Here is a 16,772-nt window from a genome sequence, read left to right on the forward strand (position 1 = left end):
TTTAAGGAAAATATACTCTTTATGGAAAAAATAAAAACTTCGATTAAAAAATACTGGAACTGGAGAAGCCGGAGCTATGGCTTTGATAAGGATAAATCAATTAAAACAGCAGAAAGCTGGGAATCGGTATTAAAGGGTCTGGTTCCTGGCGATCCGGGAAAACGTGCTATCGACATAGGTACCGGGCGGGGACAGTTTGCGATATATCTTGCGCGGCTCGGTTTCTGTGTAACAGGAATTGATCTTTCCGAAAATATGATATCCCAGGCAATGGAACATGCAAAAAAGAATGCCCTTGCTATAGATTTTAAAATTCAGGATGCGGAAGATCTGCAATTTAAGGACAACACTTTTGATGTTGTAGTATCAAGAAATCTTTTGTGGACACTCCCTGATCCGAATAAGGCTGTCAAAGAATGGCGCAGAATTCTGAAACCCGGAGGCGTTCTTGTAGTATCAGACGGATTCTGGATGAATTATACATGGAAACGGCTCCATCATCTTGTTTTGAACCTGGCTAAAAATATATTCAGAAACGATAGTATGATTTCCGCGCGTTTTTTCTTAAGTTATGCTGCTTTTCAAAAGCGCCTTCCTTTTTATGAGGGGATATGTTTTGAAGATGCTGACTCGCTTTTGCAGGAGGCCCGGTTTAAAGAGATCAAAGTGCATGACACATCCTGCTTTGGCACAAATCCTTATCTTAAAAAGAAACGGATGAACAATATTGAGCCGTTATTTTTTATTGCATCTGCAAAAGCATAAAATTTTATTTTTAGTGGTTTTGTTTGTCTCTTTACCCGTGTATGCACAGGATTTAGCGAATGAACTGGTTATAGCCATGCCTTTCGGGCCTTCAGTAAAAGCTGTTGATCCGGCCAAGGGTTATAACGGGTGGTATACCAATGAGGCGGGAGTTACGGAAACCCTTTTTATTCTCGACTTTGACTTAAACCTGGCGCCGTGGCTGGCCGAGTCATATAAAAACGTAACTCCCCTGGCCTGGGAGATTAAATTAAAACAAGGGGTGCGGTTTCACGACAACAGCTCTTTTGATGCAACTGCCGTTAAATGGACTTTTGACAGAATAACGGATAAAAACAGCCCTGTATTCAACAAACGGCTGCATGGTTTGCTGGATATCAAAAAAATTACGGTTCTTGGTAAACATACCATCCTGTTTGAAACAAACAGGCCGAATGGATCATTTTTATATAATTTGTAACCGTTCACGGGTATAAATGCCCCCTTTAAATATTGGAATGGCAGAAAATGGTCGAGCCTATAAATAAACGGTATATCGTATCGCTGTCTTCAAGGATGAAAAAATTTTAGAGATATACTACTATGCCTACCGATTCATCTTTAATGAGGATGTTGGATTATAAGGAGACAAAAAAAATTCTTGGATTTGATCACTACTTAGGAAATCGCGTTCTCATTTCATGATCAGTGTAAGAATAAGCGCATCACCTATGTCCTCTGCGAAATACACACGAAATATTTGAATTCAGTGGCCAGTCGATCACGCAGTGGCGGAATGTCAAATCAACTCCAGGTTTTTTAATAGACTGATTCCGAGGGATTCCTATCGTAAATTCACTATGAGGTATCAGGTATAAGGGATGGGGCGGGATCATTCTTGAAGTACGCCTTAACTGCTTCCAATATAAAATTGAATGCTGATCGGCCTTGTAATGCGCATGTTGCAATTACAGTCCATAACCGTTCGCAACTTTTTCGTCCTTTGATACTGCGTGTACCGTGAGTTACGTAACGATCTATTACGATAAATCGGATTGCCTGTTCTGCCACATTGTTGGTAGGGCCTATTTCGGGAGTTGTGATAAATTCAAAATATTCTTTACCATGCTTGCGGAATCGGTTGGCCATATTTTTGGCTTCCCGTTTTTCTTCTTTACCGTCTTTATTCAGTCGACTCGGAACATCCTCCAAGGCTGCTGTAATAATTCTTGCCTTAGCCTTTTCAAGAGCATTGGTGAAGTCTTCCGGGATTATATTGTCACGATCATGAATAACCTTGAACATATTTCGGACTTCATCCAGAAGTTTTTCGCCATATGCTTTTGTTTCTTTATCTGGCAAAGTTGTTAAAAACCGGATGTCCCGAATCAAGTGGGCGATACAAAACTGTATAGTAACGTTAAAATCCTTCATATACTTGCGATACGCCGAAAAATAATCACAACCCAGTACTCCGTTGAACTCTTTACCCAAAACATCAATTAAAATTTTTGATCCACGGGACTTGTCGATTTTGAACAGCACATACATTTCAGCCTTGAAAACCCATGTCCAAAACTTGTCTTTGTTTTCCTTATGGCCGGTTTCATCGACATTTACTGCTTCCTCGAAAGGTAAACGATTGAGCAATTCACTGTATGGCGCTTCCAGGGACTGACTTACTTTTTCAATTACTTTTCGCAGATATCCACGGGAAACATTTTCTCCAAGGACGTCTCGGATAAATTTTCTGATTGTGGAAAACGATGCATGACAGACATTTTTCATATAGGCAACCAAGGCTGTCAAGCGCTCTTTGAAGAGCCCTTCCTTGACTATATTAGCAGGAAAAGGCATGTAATGAATTTGCTGACATTTCTCGCACCATACCGGATACGAACGATGTTCTTCTTTGATTATCGGCAGCTCCGGCAGTTCCATTTGTTGGATAATACGAGGAGGCGCATCAATTATATGAACTTCCCCATCGCATACAGGGCAAACAGTTAGTATGTATGGATGAGTTTTGTTTATCTCATCCTCGGTGAAGGGAGTACGAAGATGCCTCTCATGTCCGGGTTGGCCTCCGATCTTACGATTTCCTTCTTTTTGATTTTTTGGCTTTGTGATCTCATCAGAAGAAGGGCGTTTGCTGGAATTAGATGAGTTTTTTGAAAGCTTGGCAACCTTGACCTCCAAAGCCTTTATCTGCTCTTCCTGAAATTCAATAGTATTGCTTAAATCACACAGGATTTTGACCGTAACTTTCAGCCCGGCATTATACAAAGCCAATGCTTCATCATGCGTCATGACATAACTCCCTGCGAAAGTTTTTAGTCAAGGGATAAACATAAACAGCCTTTTTGGAAAGTAGTGGTTGCTTTGATTTGCTGAGCTTGCCCTGACCGGTTGTCTGCCCCACACAGATCCAATTATCCGCTTTATAACAGGTACCGCGGTAGCGCTCTGTGTCAACAAAGGTTTCAAGCAGATAAACCGGATGATGATATAAAGTTTTCCAATCTTGTAACAAGCGATGACGGTTCAATGCCAATAAATATGATGCCAAACAAGGGACTTGAACCCATGGCAGGATCAAAAAACGGAGATTGTTGGCGATTAGATGAAGATTGTTCTCTCTAATCTTTTTGCTCCAGCCAATGAAACGATCTCGTGCTCCAATATACCATGGCGCTGACCCCCATGCCAAACACGCAATAGGGCGATTATGAGAAAATGCAATATATTTGAGATGCTCCCCAACTGGTTGAGTATAACCAAGATAATGGTACTCACTTACAAGACCATTGAATATCTTCTCAAAAGAAGTTCTGCGAACCTGGTCAAGTTTTATAGGAAACAGGTCTTCGACAGAACAATGAACAGGAGTTTTATCGACTATTACCCAGGATGTTTTTTTTCGCTTTGCAAGAGGGTTGGGAGGGGTACATTTTCGGGCAGGCAGTTTAATAAAACCCTTTGATTCCAAAAGAAGCAGCAGGCTTCGGCAGATCATATCTTTAAGAACACCATTAGACTGTCTCCAGTTCCATTCCCTGCAGACTTCTTGAGAAATGAAGCGTCTGCTTTTGTCAGGATGTGATTCAATAATCCGCCTGACGGTCGCTATATTTTGCCTGGTGACTGATCGCCTCCGATATGTTATGACTGATTCCATTCCTGACACTATAAACCATCAGGCACTGGAACGCAAAATTTTTCTTAAAAAAATTTGCGGTTAGATATTAAATTTTAAACTCAAAACGATTATTGCCCGTGAACGGTTACGACATATTTTCCATGGAAGATGAAATTCCAAAACTCCTTAATCTGAATCTTTTTGACGATGTCCGCCTTAAAGCCATTTTAAGTCAAATCGAAAGAAGTCCGTCCGGTGGTTTTGCCTGGATCGGATTTCTTGACGGGGTAGGGGAGAGCCAGGTGACAATCGTTGTTGAAGGAGAAAAGATTTCAGGTACAATAATAATGCTTGGACTTTATTATCAGATACGCCATGCCGAAAATGATTTACATCTTATCCGCGAAATTGATTCATCTGTTTTTTCCCAGGCGGCCTCAAAACATCTATCTGCAACCGGGCTGCTCTCCATGGAATCCGCCCCTACGGGCTGATAATCGAATAACTTTTTCATATTGCACCCGTTAATAACGTCCCTAAAGATGTGAGAGGTGGGGATGGGTATGCTGATGAATATGGAATTCCTTGTCGGTAATGATGCGGCCATTTTCAAGATTAATAATGGAATCGGTTATCCTTTCAAGAAGATCGCTTTCATGTGATATCATTATCAGGGAGAGTGGTAGTTTTTCAAGCAGGTCTACAATGCGAGCCTTTGTTGCATCGTCAAGACCTGTTGTCGGCTCATCCAGGAGCAGGATTTCCGGCTCCATGGCAAGGACGGTGGCCAGGGATACAAGCCTTTTTTCGCCACCGGAGAGTTTGTAGGTTACCCGATCTTCAAAACCGGATAACCCAAGAAAATTTAAGGTTTTTTTGGCTGTTTCCACAGCTTCTTCTTTGGTTTTTCCCAAGTTTAGGGGGCCGAAGGCAACATCTTCTAAAACTGTGGGTGAGAACAACTGGTCGTCGGAATCCTGGAAAAGAAGTCCTGTTTTTTGACGTATTTTTTTGAAATCTTTTTCATCAACAACCGGTTGGCCGAAAATTTCAATACTGCCTGAGGAAGGCTTCAGCAGACCCATGATAATATGCAACAGGGTTGTTTTGCCTCCTCCGTTCGGCCCGACCAGTCCCAGTTTCCGGCCTTGGCATAATTCAAGATTAAGATTGTCGAGAACCTTTTTCCCGCCCGGATATGAGTAGCAGATATCGGTAAGATTGATTACAAGATTGTTCCGGTCCACTCCATTACACCCAAGATAATAATAAAAGAGATTATTAATAGAAAAGCGAATAAGTCTTTTTTTGTCATGGAAAAAGTGCTCAAGCTGTAAAAGCGCCCGTTAAAACCGCGACAAAGCATGGCATTGTGAACTCTTTTGGCACGATCCGAGCTTTTTACCAGCAGCATACCCACAAGATAGGCAAATGTTTTATAAGTATGTAGATTTGTGCGGGGTGCAAATCCACGAATTTTCATGGCATTTACAAGCCGTAAATATTCTCGGTAAATTACGTGAATATAGCGGAAAGTAAAAAAAAAGAGCTGCACCAGCTTTGTTGGAACGCCCAGTTTATGCATGGCATGTCCGATAGTAAATATCCTGGTTGAGGCTATAACGGCTATAAACATGAGCATCATGGCATTAGATTTAATAGTGATCTGCGCGGCATAAAGCACTCCGGCCTTTGTTGCGGCCAGGGGGCCCATGAAAAAAATGGGATCACCCTTAACGGTAAAAGGGAGCGTCAGCCATAATAATATAATTAGTATATTTACCGGGATCAGTCTTTTGCAGATCTCCTTCAGGGAAACCCCGGCCGGCAGTAGAATTATAAGGCTGCCAAACAGTGCTGTAACCAGGGTTGCAAACTTGTATGAGACAGCTACAACAATCGAAAAAACCAATAGACCAATAAACTTAACACGCGGATCAACACGTTGTAAAAAGGAGTCCGGTATTAGTAATTCTTCAATCATTTTTATTCTTTTTTCCATTGCTGAAATAGAGTGCAACGCCTGCAAGCCCAAAGATATAGCCCAGGCCGCCGATTACATCTTTTATTTCCGGTCCCTTTGTATATGAGTCTTCCAGCATTTTAATCACAGGATCAAGCTTACGGTCTAATGTTTTTTCGATAATATCTCTGATTTCTTCCTTTGTGAAAGATGTAGAGCGGTGTTGCAAATCAGATCCGTTATAAACAAAACTGTCGGCAGAAGGTTCACCACCTGAATGTTCAGACTTTTTTTGGTCCGGAGCCGGAGCGCCTGTTATTTCATCAGATAATATTTTCCATTCCGCCTTATGTCCCATGGAGGCATTTAAGACAATCCGCAGGTCTGTCCGGGCAGGTATCTGAAAAGAGAATTCTCCTTTTTGATCTGTTTTACCCTGCAGGAGCAACTCATTATCCTTGTTATAGACCAGGATATCTGCGTTGATTGCTTTTTTGCCGCCGCTGAACTTGCTCCGGGTATGGATTGTGTCTCCATCGACCCACGCAAATACCATAACCTTGTGCGCAAATACGGTGGCGCTGAAACAGGGCAGCATCAACAGCCCGATGGCAGTAAAGTTAAGGATAAGTTTTTTGTTGAAAAGATTAAAGTTAAAATACATCAGTCCTACCCTCCAGAAGTTCGGGTTTTACGCTTTTAAGGAATAAAGTACATATGGAGGTTAATCCGCCTTCGATAAACATTACCGGCAGATGAGCGGCAAGTATCAGTTTCGATGTCGGTAAAAATGCTTCGCCTGTAAGATAAAGAGACAGGGCTACGAGTATAGCGGAAAAGAAAACAGCGAAAAAACCTGACCCGAATGAAGCCATAATAAATAAAGTCCTGTTTCTGTTACTTTTGATACACCATCCGAACATATAAAAACAGACTATCGCAGGAAAAGCCATATTAAAAGTATTCACTCCGAGAGATGTGATTCCTCCAAATTGAAAAAGGAGGGCCTGGAGCAGTAAACCTGTCATAATGGCCGGGAAGGCCTGCCATCCGAGAATAAGACCCAGCAGTCCGTTCAGGATTAAGTGCACAGAAGCAGGTCCTATGGGAACATGTACCAGGGATGCTACAAAAAAAGCGGCGGACATGATTCCAACTGAAGGAATCTCCTGGGTATCAATTTTTTTTAACCCGATAATCACACCGACGGCAGTAAGTACAGCTCCTGCCGCCAGTATGCCGGGGGATAATACGCCTTCTGAAATATGCATTGAGTTACTTTACCATTATTTCATATCGTGAAATTTGACCCAGATAACAGCGCCTATCTCGACATCCTTTTCAACACCCTTGAATAACATCTTTTTATCCGAGGTGTTTAACGCGGCAAAACCCCACCATCCCCCTTTTGGAGCAGCATAGGTGAAGACTCCGTTTTTATCGGCCTTGATAGTCTGGGTTACCATATAATCCGTTGGGGCTGTTATTTTGCCGTCTTTATTATAATATTCTACTTCTACTTCTGCATACGGCACAGGTTTCCCGTCTAATTTTACTATGCCCTGAAAGATATTGCCGGTATAAAGTCCGAAAGGTTTTGAAAGGGGTATAATCTCCGTTTTAAGGCCAATCTCTTCGTCCCAGCCCTCATCATCGCCGAATGCGGTTACTACAGTCTTGGTGTAATGGATGATATAGCAATCCTCAGCCGGTTCCCAGTAAGGCTTGGGCGTCATGTAAAACATGTAGACCCCCGGCATTTTTACACTATAATCAATAATCCAGGCGGTATGGCCCATCACCTCGGTTTTTTTAAGTTCGTTTATTAGATCAATCTTTTTTCCATTAGCCATTACCTTGCAGATATCCGGCTTAACCAGTTCCATACCGGATAATTCAAAAGGATGCGAAAAAGAAAGTCTGATTTTTATATTTTTATTATCATCCTGCATTACCATTGAGTCGGAAGGAATAATCATTCCGAAATGAGCAAGGCCGGTTCCTGCAAAAAAGAAAGATAATGCGCAAAAAATAGTAATCAAAGCCACCTGTTTTTTTATCATAAGAGCCTCCCTATAGAGCAAAAAAGAGCAAAAAAAAACCACGAGCCTGTGGCATCTTTGTGATACCCATTCCTTCGTGGTCTGGTTTTATTTATTGTAAAAAATATTGAAAACTAAAACAGGCTTCAGCCAGTCATTATTTTTTTAATATACTAAATAAGGCAGACAAGTCAACGAATTTAAAAATTTTTATCCGGACAATAATAAACTTCATTCGCTATCAATGAATTATATCAGACCGTTAAAAGCCTTGACATGGCTATGCTGGATATGTGTATACTAAACACGGGTAGTGAGTAATAATATGAGGCACTTGGCTGGCAAGGCGCGAGCCCTTAAGTTGTTTTAAATAATCAAAAAAGATTTGAGATTAATAAGTTATGAGGGAGTAGAAAATGAAAAAAATTTATATTTTTACGATTGTGGTTATACTATCCTTTGCCGGCATTGCCCAAGCCGGATTGTTTGATTTTATTTTTAAAGGAGTAGTGGGCAAATCCAGTCAGGAAACAGATACAAATACCACTCCAATAGATAATAGCAAAATAATTCCGGGCTTAAAAGAAGCTCTTACAATAGGAACACGCAACGCAATCGATACTGTTTCAAAAACAGACGGTTATTTCGGCAACAAGGATATTGAGATTCTGATGCCCGAAAAGATTCAGATGGTAGCTAATATTTTAAAACAAGCCGGATTTAAGGACCATGTCGACAATTTCATACTCAGCATGAACCGGGCCGCAGAAAAGGCAGGTCCAAAGGCAGCCCCTTTGTTTGTTGATGCCATAAAAGAGATGTCCGTTAAAGATGCCGGGAATATCCTTAACGGAGGAGATACCGCAGCGACAGACTATTTTAAAAATAAAACCTCGGACAAACTTTATGAGGCATTTAAACCAACAGTTTCATCCAGCATGAATACAGTTGGTGTGACACGCTCATACAAAGAGATGATGAATAAGTATCAATCCATCATCACCACCACCATGCCTTTTATCAAAAAAGACTCTCTTGACCTGGATGACTATGTAACCGACAAGGCCATAAGCGGGCTTTTCTACATGGTAGGCCAGGAAGAAAAGAAAATCAGGACCGATCCTGCTGCACGGGTCACTGATCTGCTTAAGACAGTCTTTGCCAAATAAGGGCTCGCGCAAAAATAACTCCAACGCTACAAAAAATGGGGTCAAGTCTATGTTTGACCCTTGATGATAAAAGAGAAGGATTAAACATTGATTTTGTCTTATCAAAAGAGAGTTTCGAGGCTTAAAAATATAACTGGAAAACTAAAACCATACATGTAAAAAGCAGATCAATATTAATAAGGGTCAAAAGTAGACTTGACCCCTTTCGTCCTCCACTTATACCGTTTTTATCTCTGTGCCGGCATCACCGGCAACGGCGGCGTCAATCTCTTGAACGGAACATATAACAGCCCTCTTCCCCTGATTAATGATAAACTGCACGGCCGCCTCAATTTTAGGCCCCATTGAGCCGGCAGGGAAATGTCCCTCCTGCATATATTTATCCGCTTTTTCCGGGGTTAGTTTGCGAAGAAATTTTTCATTGGCCCGGCCGTAATTCAGCGCTGCGCCTCTGACATCAGTGGCAATTATAAAAATATCCACTCCCACCTCATCGGCAAGTTTGGCGCTGGCCAGGTCTTTATCGATAACTGCGTCAACACCACAAAAAGTGCGGCCTTCACGTATCACCGGGATACCCCCGCCCCCGCAGCAGATAACGATGAAACCCATTTGAATAAGTTTTTTTATTTCATTTTTTTCTACTATGCTTACCGGCCTGGGTGAGACAACAACCCGGCGGTACCCTTTTGCTGTTTTGCGAGTAGTATAAGGGGTTGAGGCCGCCTCCTCCCTGGAGTATACCGGGCCGATCGGCTTGGATGGATTCTGAAAAGCAGGATCTTTCTCGTCAACCACCACATAACTGATCAGACTGACCAGGGGCTGAGCATGAATACCCAGTTTCATAAGCTGACTGTCGAGGGTCGATTCTATCATATAACCGAGCTGGCCCTGGGTTTGTGCAACCAGGATTTCCAAAGGCAAAGGCCGGACTTCTGCACAAGATTCCTGCTGTAACAACAGATTGCCGACCTGGGGACCGTTCCCGTGGGTTATTATGATCCTGAACTTTTTTGAAAGCCCGGCAATCTGGCGCACAGGTATCTTTAAATTATCAAACTGCTGTTCTATGCTGCCTTCCTGACCTTTGCCTATCAAGGCGTTGCCGCCAAGTGCAATCAGCAGAATTTTTTGTTTGTTTTTAATATTCATGGCAATCTCATCATGATATTCAGTTGACCGATAAGCGCCTCTTCCAGGGTTGGAAAACCATGATCCCTGTATTCATAACGGACACGCAGAGCAGGCTTTTTTATATCCAGGATCCGGCGCAGGTGGATCGGTGTGGCAAAAATAACAAGATCGCACTCAGCCTTGTCAATGGTACGTTCCAGGTCGTGAATCTGTTCCGGATTGTATCCCATGGCCGGCAGGACGGAATCAATATGCGGATATTTTTTGAAAGTATCTTTAATAGTGCCGACGGCATAAGGCCTGGGATCAACAATTTTTGAAGCTTTATGCATTTTGGCGGCAATATAGCCTGCTCCGAATTTCATTTCACCATGGGTCAGGGTTGGACCGTCTTCCACTACCAGAACCTTTTTATCACGGATCATTTCGGGCCGCTTAACCAGTACTGGTGATTCAGCCAGGACTATTTCAGCTTCCGGCGCATGAATCTTGATGTTTTTCATAACCTGCCGCACCCCTTCCTCGGGGGCGGTGTCCACTTTGTTTATTATTGCTATATCGGCCATGATCATGTTGGTCTCACCAGGGTAATATAGAAGTTCGTGGCCGGCCCGGTGAGGGTCAAAGAGTACAATATGCACAGCGGGTGCGTAAAAGGGGGTATCATTGTTCCCTCCGTCCCATACAATTATATCAGCCTCTTTTTCCGCAGCTTTGAGAATTTTTTCGTAATCTATACCTGAATAAACCACAATTCCCTGTTCCACCAGGGGTTCATACTCTTCTCTTTCTTCAATTGTGCATCTATGTTTTTCAAAATCGCTGTATTCGGAAAATCGCTGAACTTCCTGGAGCCTTAAATCTCCATACGGCATGGGATGCCTGACGGTTACAACATTTTTGCCCTTTCTTTGCAGTATTTCGCAGACTTTGCGCGAGGTCTGTGATTTACCGCATCCGGTTCTCACAGCGCAAACCGACACAACCGGTCTGTTTGATTTAAGCATGGTGTAGGCGGCCCCGATCATGGTGAAATCAGCGCCTTCAGCCATAACAATAGAAGCCTTGTGCATTACATCCTCATGCGTAACATCGGAATAGGAAAATACAACCAGATCTACTTTATGTTTCCGTATCAGCCCGGCCAGCTTTTCTTCAGGATATATCGGAATCCCTTTGGGATATAAGTCGCCTGCCAGTTCCGGAGGATAAAGTCTTCCTTCAATATCCGGAATCTGGGCTGCTGTGAAACATATGACCCTGTAGCGGGGATTATCCCTGAAATATACATTAAAATTGTGGAAATCTCTGCCGGCCGCTCCCATGATGATCGCTTTTTCTATCATATTTATCCCTTTCCGGATATCCTTTACAAAACTGAATTTTCTGTTATCTTTAATGTTATCATAATGAAACTACACTTTCAATATACCCGGATTTGATTTTTTTTGGGAATCAATATAGATTTCTACATTATCCATAGCGCATTGAAATTATATTCATAAGATTAAAGAAACAATGTTTTTGAATTTATAAATTCCTGATTAACAGGAGGTCAAAATAATGGGAGCAAATATAGGTGATAACTTATTTTCAATTTTCAATTCTATGACCGAATATATGATTGACGCAGGTCAACGGTCGGTTTTGTACTGGGATATAATGCGCCGGCGTGGGAACCAGTATTTGGAGCACATGGCGAAAAATATTCCGGATGTGCTGAAATTTGACTATGAACTGCTTATTAACGGACGATCACTACCTGAACCGGTTAACTACGGTTTGCTTAAAATACTTCCTCCCAAGGGCGTCGCTATCGACAATCGTAAGCGTCCGTTTGTGGTGATTGATCCGCGCGCCGGCCACGGTCCCGGTATTGCCGGCTTTAAGGCGGATAGCGAAATAGGTGTGGCTTTATCGGAAGGGTATCCCTGTTATTTTATAGGGTTTACACCGATGCCTGAACCGAATCAGACCATTGAAGCGGTTATACGCGGCGAGGCCCATTTTTTAGCGCATGTGAACGAACTGCACCCTAAAGCGGATGGCAAACCGGTTGTTATAGGCAACTGTCAGGCGGGCTGGGCGGTTATGCTGCTGGCGGCGACGCGGCCGGAGCTTTGCGGCCCGATAATTGTGGCCGGGGCTCCGCTTTCTTATTGGGAAGGCGTGCACGGTCAAAATCCCATGCGGTACACCGGCGGCATGATGGGCGGAAGCTGGATGGCTGCATTATTAAGTGATCTGGGACATGGCAATTTCGACGGCGCCTGGCTAGTGCAAAATTTTGAGGGGCTGAATCCGGCCAACACGCTCTGGAAAAAACAATATAATCTTTATTCCCGGATCGACACCGAAGCAAAGCGCTACCTGGAATTTGAGTGCTGGTGGGGCGACCACGTCTTTTTGAGCGCTGCGGAGATCCAGTATATAGTTGACAATCTTTTTCTGGGCAACAAACTCAGCGGTTCTGAGATCGTCACTTCCGATAACATAAGCGTCGATCTGCGCAAAATTAGTTCGCCAATCGTTTGTTTTTGCTCTAAAGGCGACGATATAACCCCGCCCCAACAAGCTCTCGGATGGATTTTAGACCTGTATCAGAGTGTTGATGATATTTACGCCTCCAATCAGACCATCGTCTACTGCGTGCATGAACATACCGGCCATCTGGGCATCTTCGTATCCAGCAACGTAGCTCGCAAGGAATATTTTGAGTTTGCCTCCAATATTGATCTCATCGACTGTTTGCCACCCGGTCTGTACGAGGCGGTGATCGAAAAAATAAACTATGACACCGTCAATCCGGATCTGGTGACAGGCAACTACATCTCACGCTTTGAAAAACGAACGTTGGACGATATTCACTCTTTGGGTTGCAACACTTTGGAAGATAATCGTTGTTTCGCCACAGTTAAGCGGCTCTCGGATGTCAATTATGGTCTGTACCGAATAATGGTACAGCCGATGGTGCGTGCAATGACCACTGAAGAAAATGCCAAACTGATGCGTCGTCTGCATCCGCTGCGTCTGGGATATGAACTACTATCAGATCATAATCCTATGATGAAACCGCTGGAATGGGCTGCAAAGTGGGTGAGTGAGCATCGTCAGCCGGTTAAACCGGATAACCACTTTCTTCAGTGGCAGACGCTATATTCCGATCTTTTGGCGACAAGTCTCAACATTTTTCGGGACTGGCGTGATATGATGACTGAACAGATGTTTTTTGGCATCTACAGCCAAGACTGGCTGCAAGCCCTCATGGGGTTGCGCGCATCGGACGCTCCGCCCCGCAAACATCCAGGACACGATCCGGTTCATCTGGCGTTTATTGAGCAGCGCAAAAAAGAGATTTTGGCCGGTATGGACAAGGGAGGTCCGCGAGAGGCTTTGATTCGCGGATTTATTTATGTGCGTATACCGGAGGGCGCATGCGACGAACGCGGTTTTGAAATGATCCGCCGCATCCGCGCCGAGCATCATGATAACCATCTGTCCGAATTCAAAAAAACCTGCCGTGAACAGTTTTTTATGATCCTGCTGGATGCACGTCGTGCTGTTGAAGCCATCCCGCAACTGCTTGTGGGAAGAGAAGAAGCGGGGCAGAAATTTTTTGAAATTATCCGTAAAGTCGCCACTGCCCCCGGCCCTTTGGGTAAAGAGGCGGATATGCGCCTGGCGGAGATAAAAGCATTATTTATTCCTGTAAGGCCTGAACAAGATGAAAAATAGCTATAGATGTTCACATAAGTAATTTCAAGAACAAGGCAAGGGGTATATATATCTCATCCGGCAGGAAATTGCAGCCATGAATTGGGGTGGTATAAATTGTTTTCTTGACATTTTATTTTAATTTCGGTATATAATTTTTTATAATTCAGGTGCTTTTTTAAAGATTAAAAGGGAACTCCGTTAAAGTCGGAGACGAGCCCGTCGCTGTAATCGGGGACGAACACCGTATTAATGCCACTGTCGCAATTTGATGGGAAGGCGCGGTTAGTAGGATGATCCGTAAGTCAGAAGACCTGCCTGGTAATATACGCCAAACTTCGTGGACAGAAGTGCCTGGCAGGATCTATAAGGATAAAAAAGGGAATCCCCGGATCGATATTATATCGGTTCGGGTTTTTTTTTGCATTATTAACATTGTTTATTTCACAAAACATTTTTCAAATCGCAGTATTTTTTTATGCCGCAAGTTCTTTTCCGGCAATAATGCAGCAAAAAAAATCTGCTCTATTTCTTTTAGGGGTTGGACTTGCAGCGAATTTATCAGCCTGCCTTGGCAAGTATTACCATGCCTGGCCCATGCTTCCCCTAAATACCGGCATGTATCTGCTTCCGCTCTGTCTGGGTGTGATATTGTTTTTGACAAAGCTCAAGAATGAGCAGTGGTCAGCCATGCTGCCTGTTCTGATCTGTCTGATGTCACTTGCGGCGCTCTTTTTCCCCAAGGACTACTACCTTCCTTTTATCATGTCCAAGACCATTTTTTCGTATATTTTTTTTGTCAGCGGAGTTATCGGCCGGAGTTTTTTTTTTATCGCTGCCCTGAAAGCATTGCAGGCGCTGATCTCTGCCAACAAGCAGGCAAAGGAGAATGGCCCGGGACGCGATGCCGGAACGGTAGAGTTTGTAGTTTGGGGCTTTGTATTCTGGACAATTTCCATGTTTGCGGGCGGAATCTGGTCATATCTGGGATGGGGCAGCCCCGTGGTTTGGGAAGATCCCGCAATTACTACTACTATGGCCACCTGGTTTTATTATACCTGCTTTCTGCATCTCTACCTGCGCCGGGTCTGGAATCTGAACAAGAGGCTTATCTTTGCTGCTGCCGGCGGAATTTTAGTTTTTATTCTTAATTGTTACCCTGAAATGGGGATATTCAGGATGCCCGATTTAAAATGGCTAAGATGGTTAATTTTTTAAAAGCAGTATGGAAGCTGGCTGGTGGCATTAATCTGACAATCGCCTTGCTTATACTCCTCGTTGTTGATTTGTCGGCCGGTTTTATCTGTCTGGAATCTAATATCAGCATCTTTATTCCGCTCAACGATGTAGGGCTGATAGCATGGCTCGATACTTACGGAATAAATTATTTGCAATATACAGCCTGGTTTTTTTTGCTTCTATTTTTGCTGTTTTTACTGGCAGTCAATACTTTTGTGTGTACTACCGATAAAGTTATAACCCTTTTTGGAAACAGATCCTGTTATCGAAGCCAAATCAAGTTTATATTGAATTTTGCGCCCCACATTATTCATTATTCTTTTGTCGTTATCCTGGCAGGTTATCTTGTGAGCTATATCTTTGCCGTTAATCTGCCCGCCAATATCCTGTTGCCCGAAAAAAGCATACCTATTCCCGGTACGGGATATAAAATAAAACTGAATAAATTAAATATAGAATATTATAAAGGGCAGCGGCTCGATTTTTTTCAGGATCGCGCAATCAATCCTGAAGCTGAAATATTACTGACGGATAAAAATGGAATTACCATTAAAAAAACTGTTTCTGTTAACAGGCCGGCACGGTTTAAAGGTTACAGTATCCATTTAGATGATTTTGCCCCTAAATCACGTACAGGTATGCAAAAACAGGAATATGTAAACCTTATTATTCATAGCGATCCAGGCATCCATCTTTACTTTTGCGGGATGATTATGTTTGCGGTTGGTATGCTGATGTATCTTTACCGTTTATATAGACCTTAAGTCTATATAAAACTTGAATGGAAAATAATAATGAAAATACTACTAATTTATAAAAATATTGCGGCAGCCTTTTTGGCCTTGGTGACGATTATCCTTTTTTCAGGATGCAGCCCTTCGTTTCAATCTTTTGGTGAATTTTCAGTAAAAGAAACAGGTGAAGGTATCCATGAAATAAGAGACGGAGACGGGAGCATATTTGTGCTGGTCAGAAGAGGTAAAAAAGCTCCTGCGGGTTATAATAAAAACCGGATTATCCAGGTGCCGGTAAGACGGGTAATAGCTTATTCCACCTATAATATTGCCATGCTGAAGGTCCTGGGTGTTCTGGATGATACACTTGTCGGGGTTACCAGGGAATATAAGGACTGGGTAATGCCTGAAGTCAGAGAAGGGTTCGAAGCCGGTAGAATCACTTATGTGGGGGAAGCCGGCGCGGTTGATTATGAAAAAATCAAGGAAATATCACCGGAGCTTGTCCTGACCTGGGACAGAGCTGCAATTCCGATGCTTAATGAACTGGAAATTCCAGCTATTATAACCACATCCGGCACTGCCATGAATCTTGAGACCCGTTTAGGCTTTACAAGGTTTTTGGCCTATCTGTTTGGCCGGGAAAAAGAAGCGGATGCATTCATTGCACGGGTTAATAAAACAGTGGATCAGATAAGTCAAATAACGGCTTCGGTCAGCCGGCGCCCCAAAGTTATCTGGGGCGATATTTATGAAAAAAGGGTTTTGATTGAACCTGGAAATTCATGGGTGGCGGAAATTATTCGGCATGCCGGCGGTGAATATATTTTTGATGATGTTTCAGGGGCGGCCTGAATTGAGATTACACTGGAAAAGTTTATTTCCAGCGGA

Annotated in this window: 17 protein-coding genes and 1 riboswitch; of the genes, 8 read left to right on the forward strand and 9 right to left on the reverse strand. The window is 43.0% G+C overall.

Going from position 1 to position 16,772, the window contains the following annotated elements:
• Positions 1–21 precede the first annotated feature (21 nt).
• Together BuS5_RS08305 and BuS5_RS08310 are read left to right on the forward strand one after the other, a co-directional pair.
• Positions 22–765, forward strand: coding sequence for a class I SAM-dependent methyltransferase (locus tag BuS5_RS08305; RefSeq protein WP_027353652.1), 744 nt, complete (start codon positions 22–24; stop codon positions 763–765).
• Positions 728–1,225 carry an ABC transporter substrate-binding protein gene (locus tag BuS5_RS08310; RefSeq protein WP_027353651.1) on the forward strand — a complete coding sequence of 166 codons (498 nt, stop codon included), beginning with the start codon at positions 728–730 and terminating at the stop codon, positions 1,223–1,225. Before BuS5_RS08305 ends, BuS5_RS08310 begins: the two co-directional genes overlap by 38 nt.
• Before the next feature lie 377 nt (positions 1,226–1,602).
• Here BuS5_RS08310 and tnpC read toward each other — a convergent pair whose 3' ends face one another.
• Together tnpC and BuS5_RS08320 are read right to left on the reverse strand one after the other, a co-directional pair.
• A complete protein-coding gene (gene tnpC / locus BuS5_RS08315; protein WP_274427794.1) occupies positions 1,603–3,054 on the reverse strand; it encodes an IS66 family transposase in 1,452 nt (483 codons plus the stop codon).
• A complete protein-coding gene (locus BuS5_RS08320; protein ID WP_274427795.1) occupies positions 3,044–3,922 on the reverse strand; it encodes a DUF4338 domain-containing protein in 879 nt (292 codons plus the stop codon). Before BuS5_RS08320 ends, tnpC begins: the two co-directional genes overlap by 11 nt.
• Positions 3,923–4,020: 98 nt before the next feature.
• Here BuS5_RS08320 and BuS5_RS08325 point away from each other — a divergent pair, with 98 nt between their 5' ends.
• The gene (locus tag BuS5_RS08325; protein ID WP_157487356.1) at positions 4,021–4,377 is read left to right on the forward strand and encodes a hypothetical protein; all 357 of its coding nucleotides are present in this window, start codon (positions 4,021–4,023) and stop codon (positions 4,375–4,377) included.
• Between the two features lie 42 nt (positions 4,378–4,419).
• Here the strand turns inward: BuS5_RS08325 and BuS5_RS08330 are convergent, their stop codons facing one another.
• Genes BuS5_RS08330 through BuS5_RS08350 form a run of 5 tightly spaced genes read right to left on the reverse strand, consistent with a single transcriptional unit; the run spans position 4,420 to position 7,909 of the window.
• On the reverse strand, positions 4,420–5,130 hold the full coding sequence (locus tag BuS5_RS08330) for an energy-coupling factor ABC transporter ATP-binding protein (protein WP_027353617.1): 711 nt from the start codon (positions 5,128–5,130) through the stop codon (positions 4,420–4,422).
• Positions 5,109–5,867 (reverse strand): cobalt ECF transporter T component CbiQ, encoded by a 759-nt coding sequence (gene cbiQ, locus BuS5_RS08335; RefSeq protein WP_027353616.1) that lies wholly within the window; start codon positions 5,865–5,867, stop codon positions 5,109–5,111. Before cbiQ ends, BuS5_RS08330 begins: the two co-directional genes overlap by 22 nt.
• The gene (locus BuS5_RS08340) at positions 5,860–6,510 is read right to left on the reverse strand and encodes a hypothetical protein (RefSeq protein WP_051374694.1); all 651 of its coding nucleotides are present in this window, start codon (positions 6,508–6,510) and stop codon (positions 5,860–5,862) included. Before BuS5_RS08340 ends, cbiQ begins: the two co-directional genes overlap by 8 nt.
• Entirely contained in the window at positions 6,500–7,117 is a 618-nt protein-coding gene (cbiM, locus tag BuS5_RS08345) for a cobalt transporter CbiM (RefSeq protein WP_027353615.1), read from the reverse strand. Before cbiM ends, BuS5_RS08340 begins: the two co-directional genes overlap by 11 nt.
• A 15-nt stretch (positions 7,118–7,132) precedes the next feature.
• Complete coding sequence (locus BuS5_RS08350; protein WP_035265003.1) at positions 7,133–7,909, reverse strand: DUF4198 domain-containing protein; 777 nt, start codon at positions 7,907–7,909, stop codon at positions 7,133–7,135.
• 395 nt (positions 7,910–8,304) lie between these two features.
• Between BuS5_RS08350 and BuS5_RS08355 the strand changes: the two genes are divergently transcribed.
• Complete coding sequence (locus BuS5_RS08355) at positions 8,305–9,057, forward strand: DUF4197 domain-containing protein (protein ID WP_027353613.1); 753 nt, start codon at positions 8,305–8,307, stop codon at positions 9,055–9,057.
• Positions 9,058–9,273: 216 nt separating this feature from the next.
• On the opposite strand, the gene arcC is transcribed toward BuS5_RS08355, so the two are convergent.
• Positions 9,274–10,212, reverse strand: a complete 939-nt coding sequence (gene arcC / locus BuS5_RS08360) for a carbamate kinase (RefSeq protein WP_027353612.1) — start codon at positions 10,210–10,212, stop codon at positions 9,274–9,276.
• Positions 10,209–11,540 carry a cyclic 2,3-diphosphoglycerate synthase gene (locus tag BuS5_RS08365; protein WP_035264999.1) on the reverse strand — a complete coding sequence of 444 codons (1,332 nt, stop codon included), beginning with the start codon at positions 11,538–11,540 and terminating at the stop codon, positions 10,209–10,211. Before BuS5_RS08365 ends, arcC begins: the two co-directional genes overlap by 4 nt.
• A gap of 217 nt (positions 11,541–11,757) precedes the next feature.
• Between BuS5_RS08365 and BuS5_RS08370 the strand changes: the two genes are divergently transcribed.
• The 4 genes from BuS5_RS08370 (at position 11,758) to BuS5_RS08385 (ending at position 16,736) form a co-directional block, all read left to right on the forward strand.
• Positions 11,758–13,929, forward strand: a complete 2,172-nt coding sequence (locus BuS5_RS08370; RefSeq protein WP_051374693.1) for a DUF3141 domain-containing protein — start codon at positions 11,758–11,760, stop codon at positions 13,927–13,929.
• Between the two features lie 131 nt (positions 13,930–14,060).
• Positions 14,061–14,244, forward strand: a riboswitch (cobalamin riboswitch).
• Between the two features lie 168 nt (positions 14,245–14,412).
• Positions 14,413–15,126: a cytochrome c biogenesis protein CcsA gene (ccsA, locus tag BuS5_RS08375; RefSeq protein ID WP_084445807.1), complete on the forward strand. Its 714-nt coding sequence runs from the start codon at positions 14,413–14,415 to the stop codon at positions 15,124–15,126.
• On the forward strand, positions 15,102–15,911 hold the full coding sequence (locus BuS5_RS08380; RefSeq protein WP_027353609.1) for a cytochrome c biogenesis protein ResB: 810 nt from the start codon (positions 15,102–15,104) through the stop codon (positions 15,909–15,911). The genes ccsA and BuS5_RS08380 overlap by 25 nt, the downstream gene beginning before the upstream one ends.
• Positions 15,912–15,941: 30 nt before the next feature.
• Positions 15,942–16,736 carry an ABC transporter substrate-binding protein gene (locus BuS5_RS08385; protein WP_051374692.1) on the forward strand — a complete coding sequence of 265 codons (795 nt, stop codon included), beginning with the start codon at positions 15,942–15,944 and terminating at the stop codon, positions 16,734–16,736.
• Positions 16,737–16,772 lie beyond the last annotated feature (36 nt).

The sequence above is a fragment of the Desulfosarcina sp. BuS5 genome (genome assembly GCF_028752835.1).
Lineage (GTDB): Bacteria > Desulfobacterota > Desulfobacteria > Desulfobacterales > BuS5 > BuS5.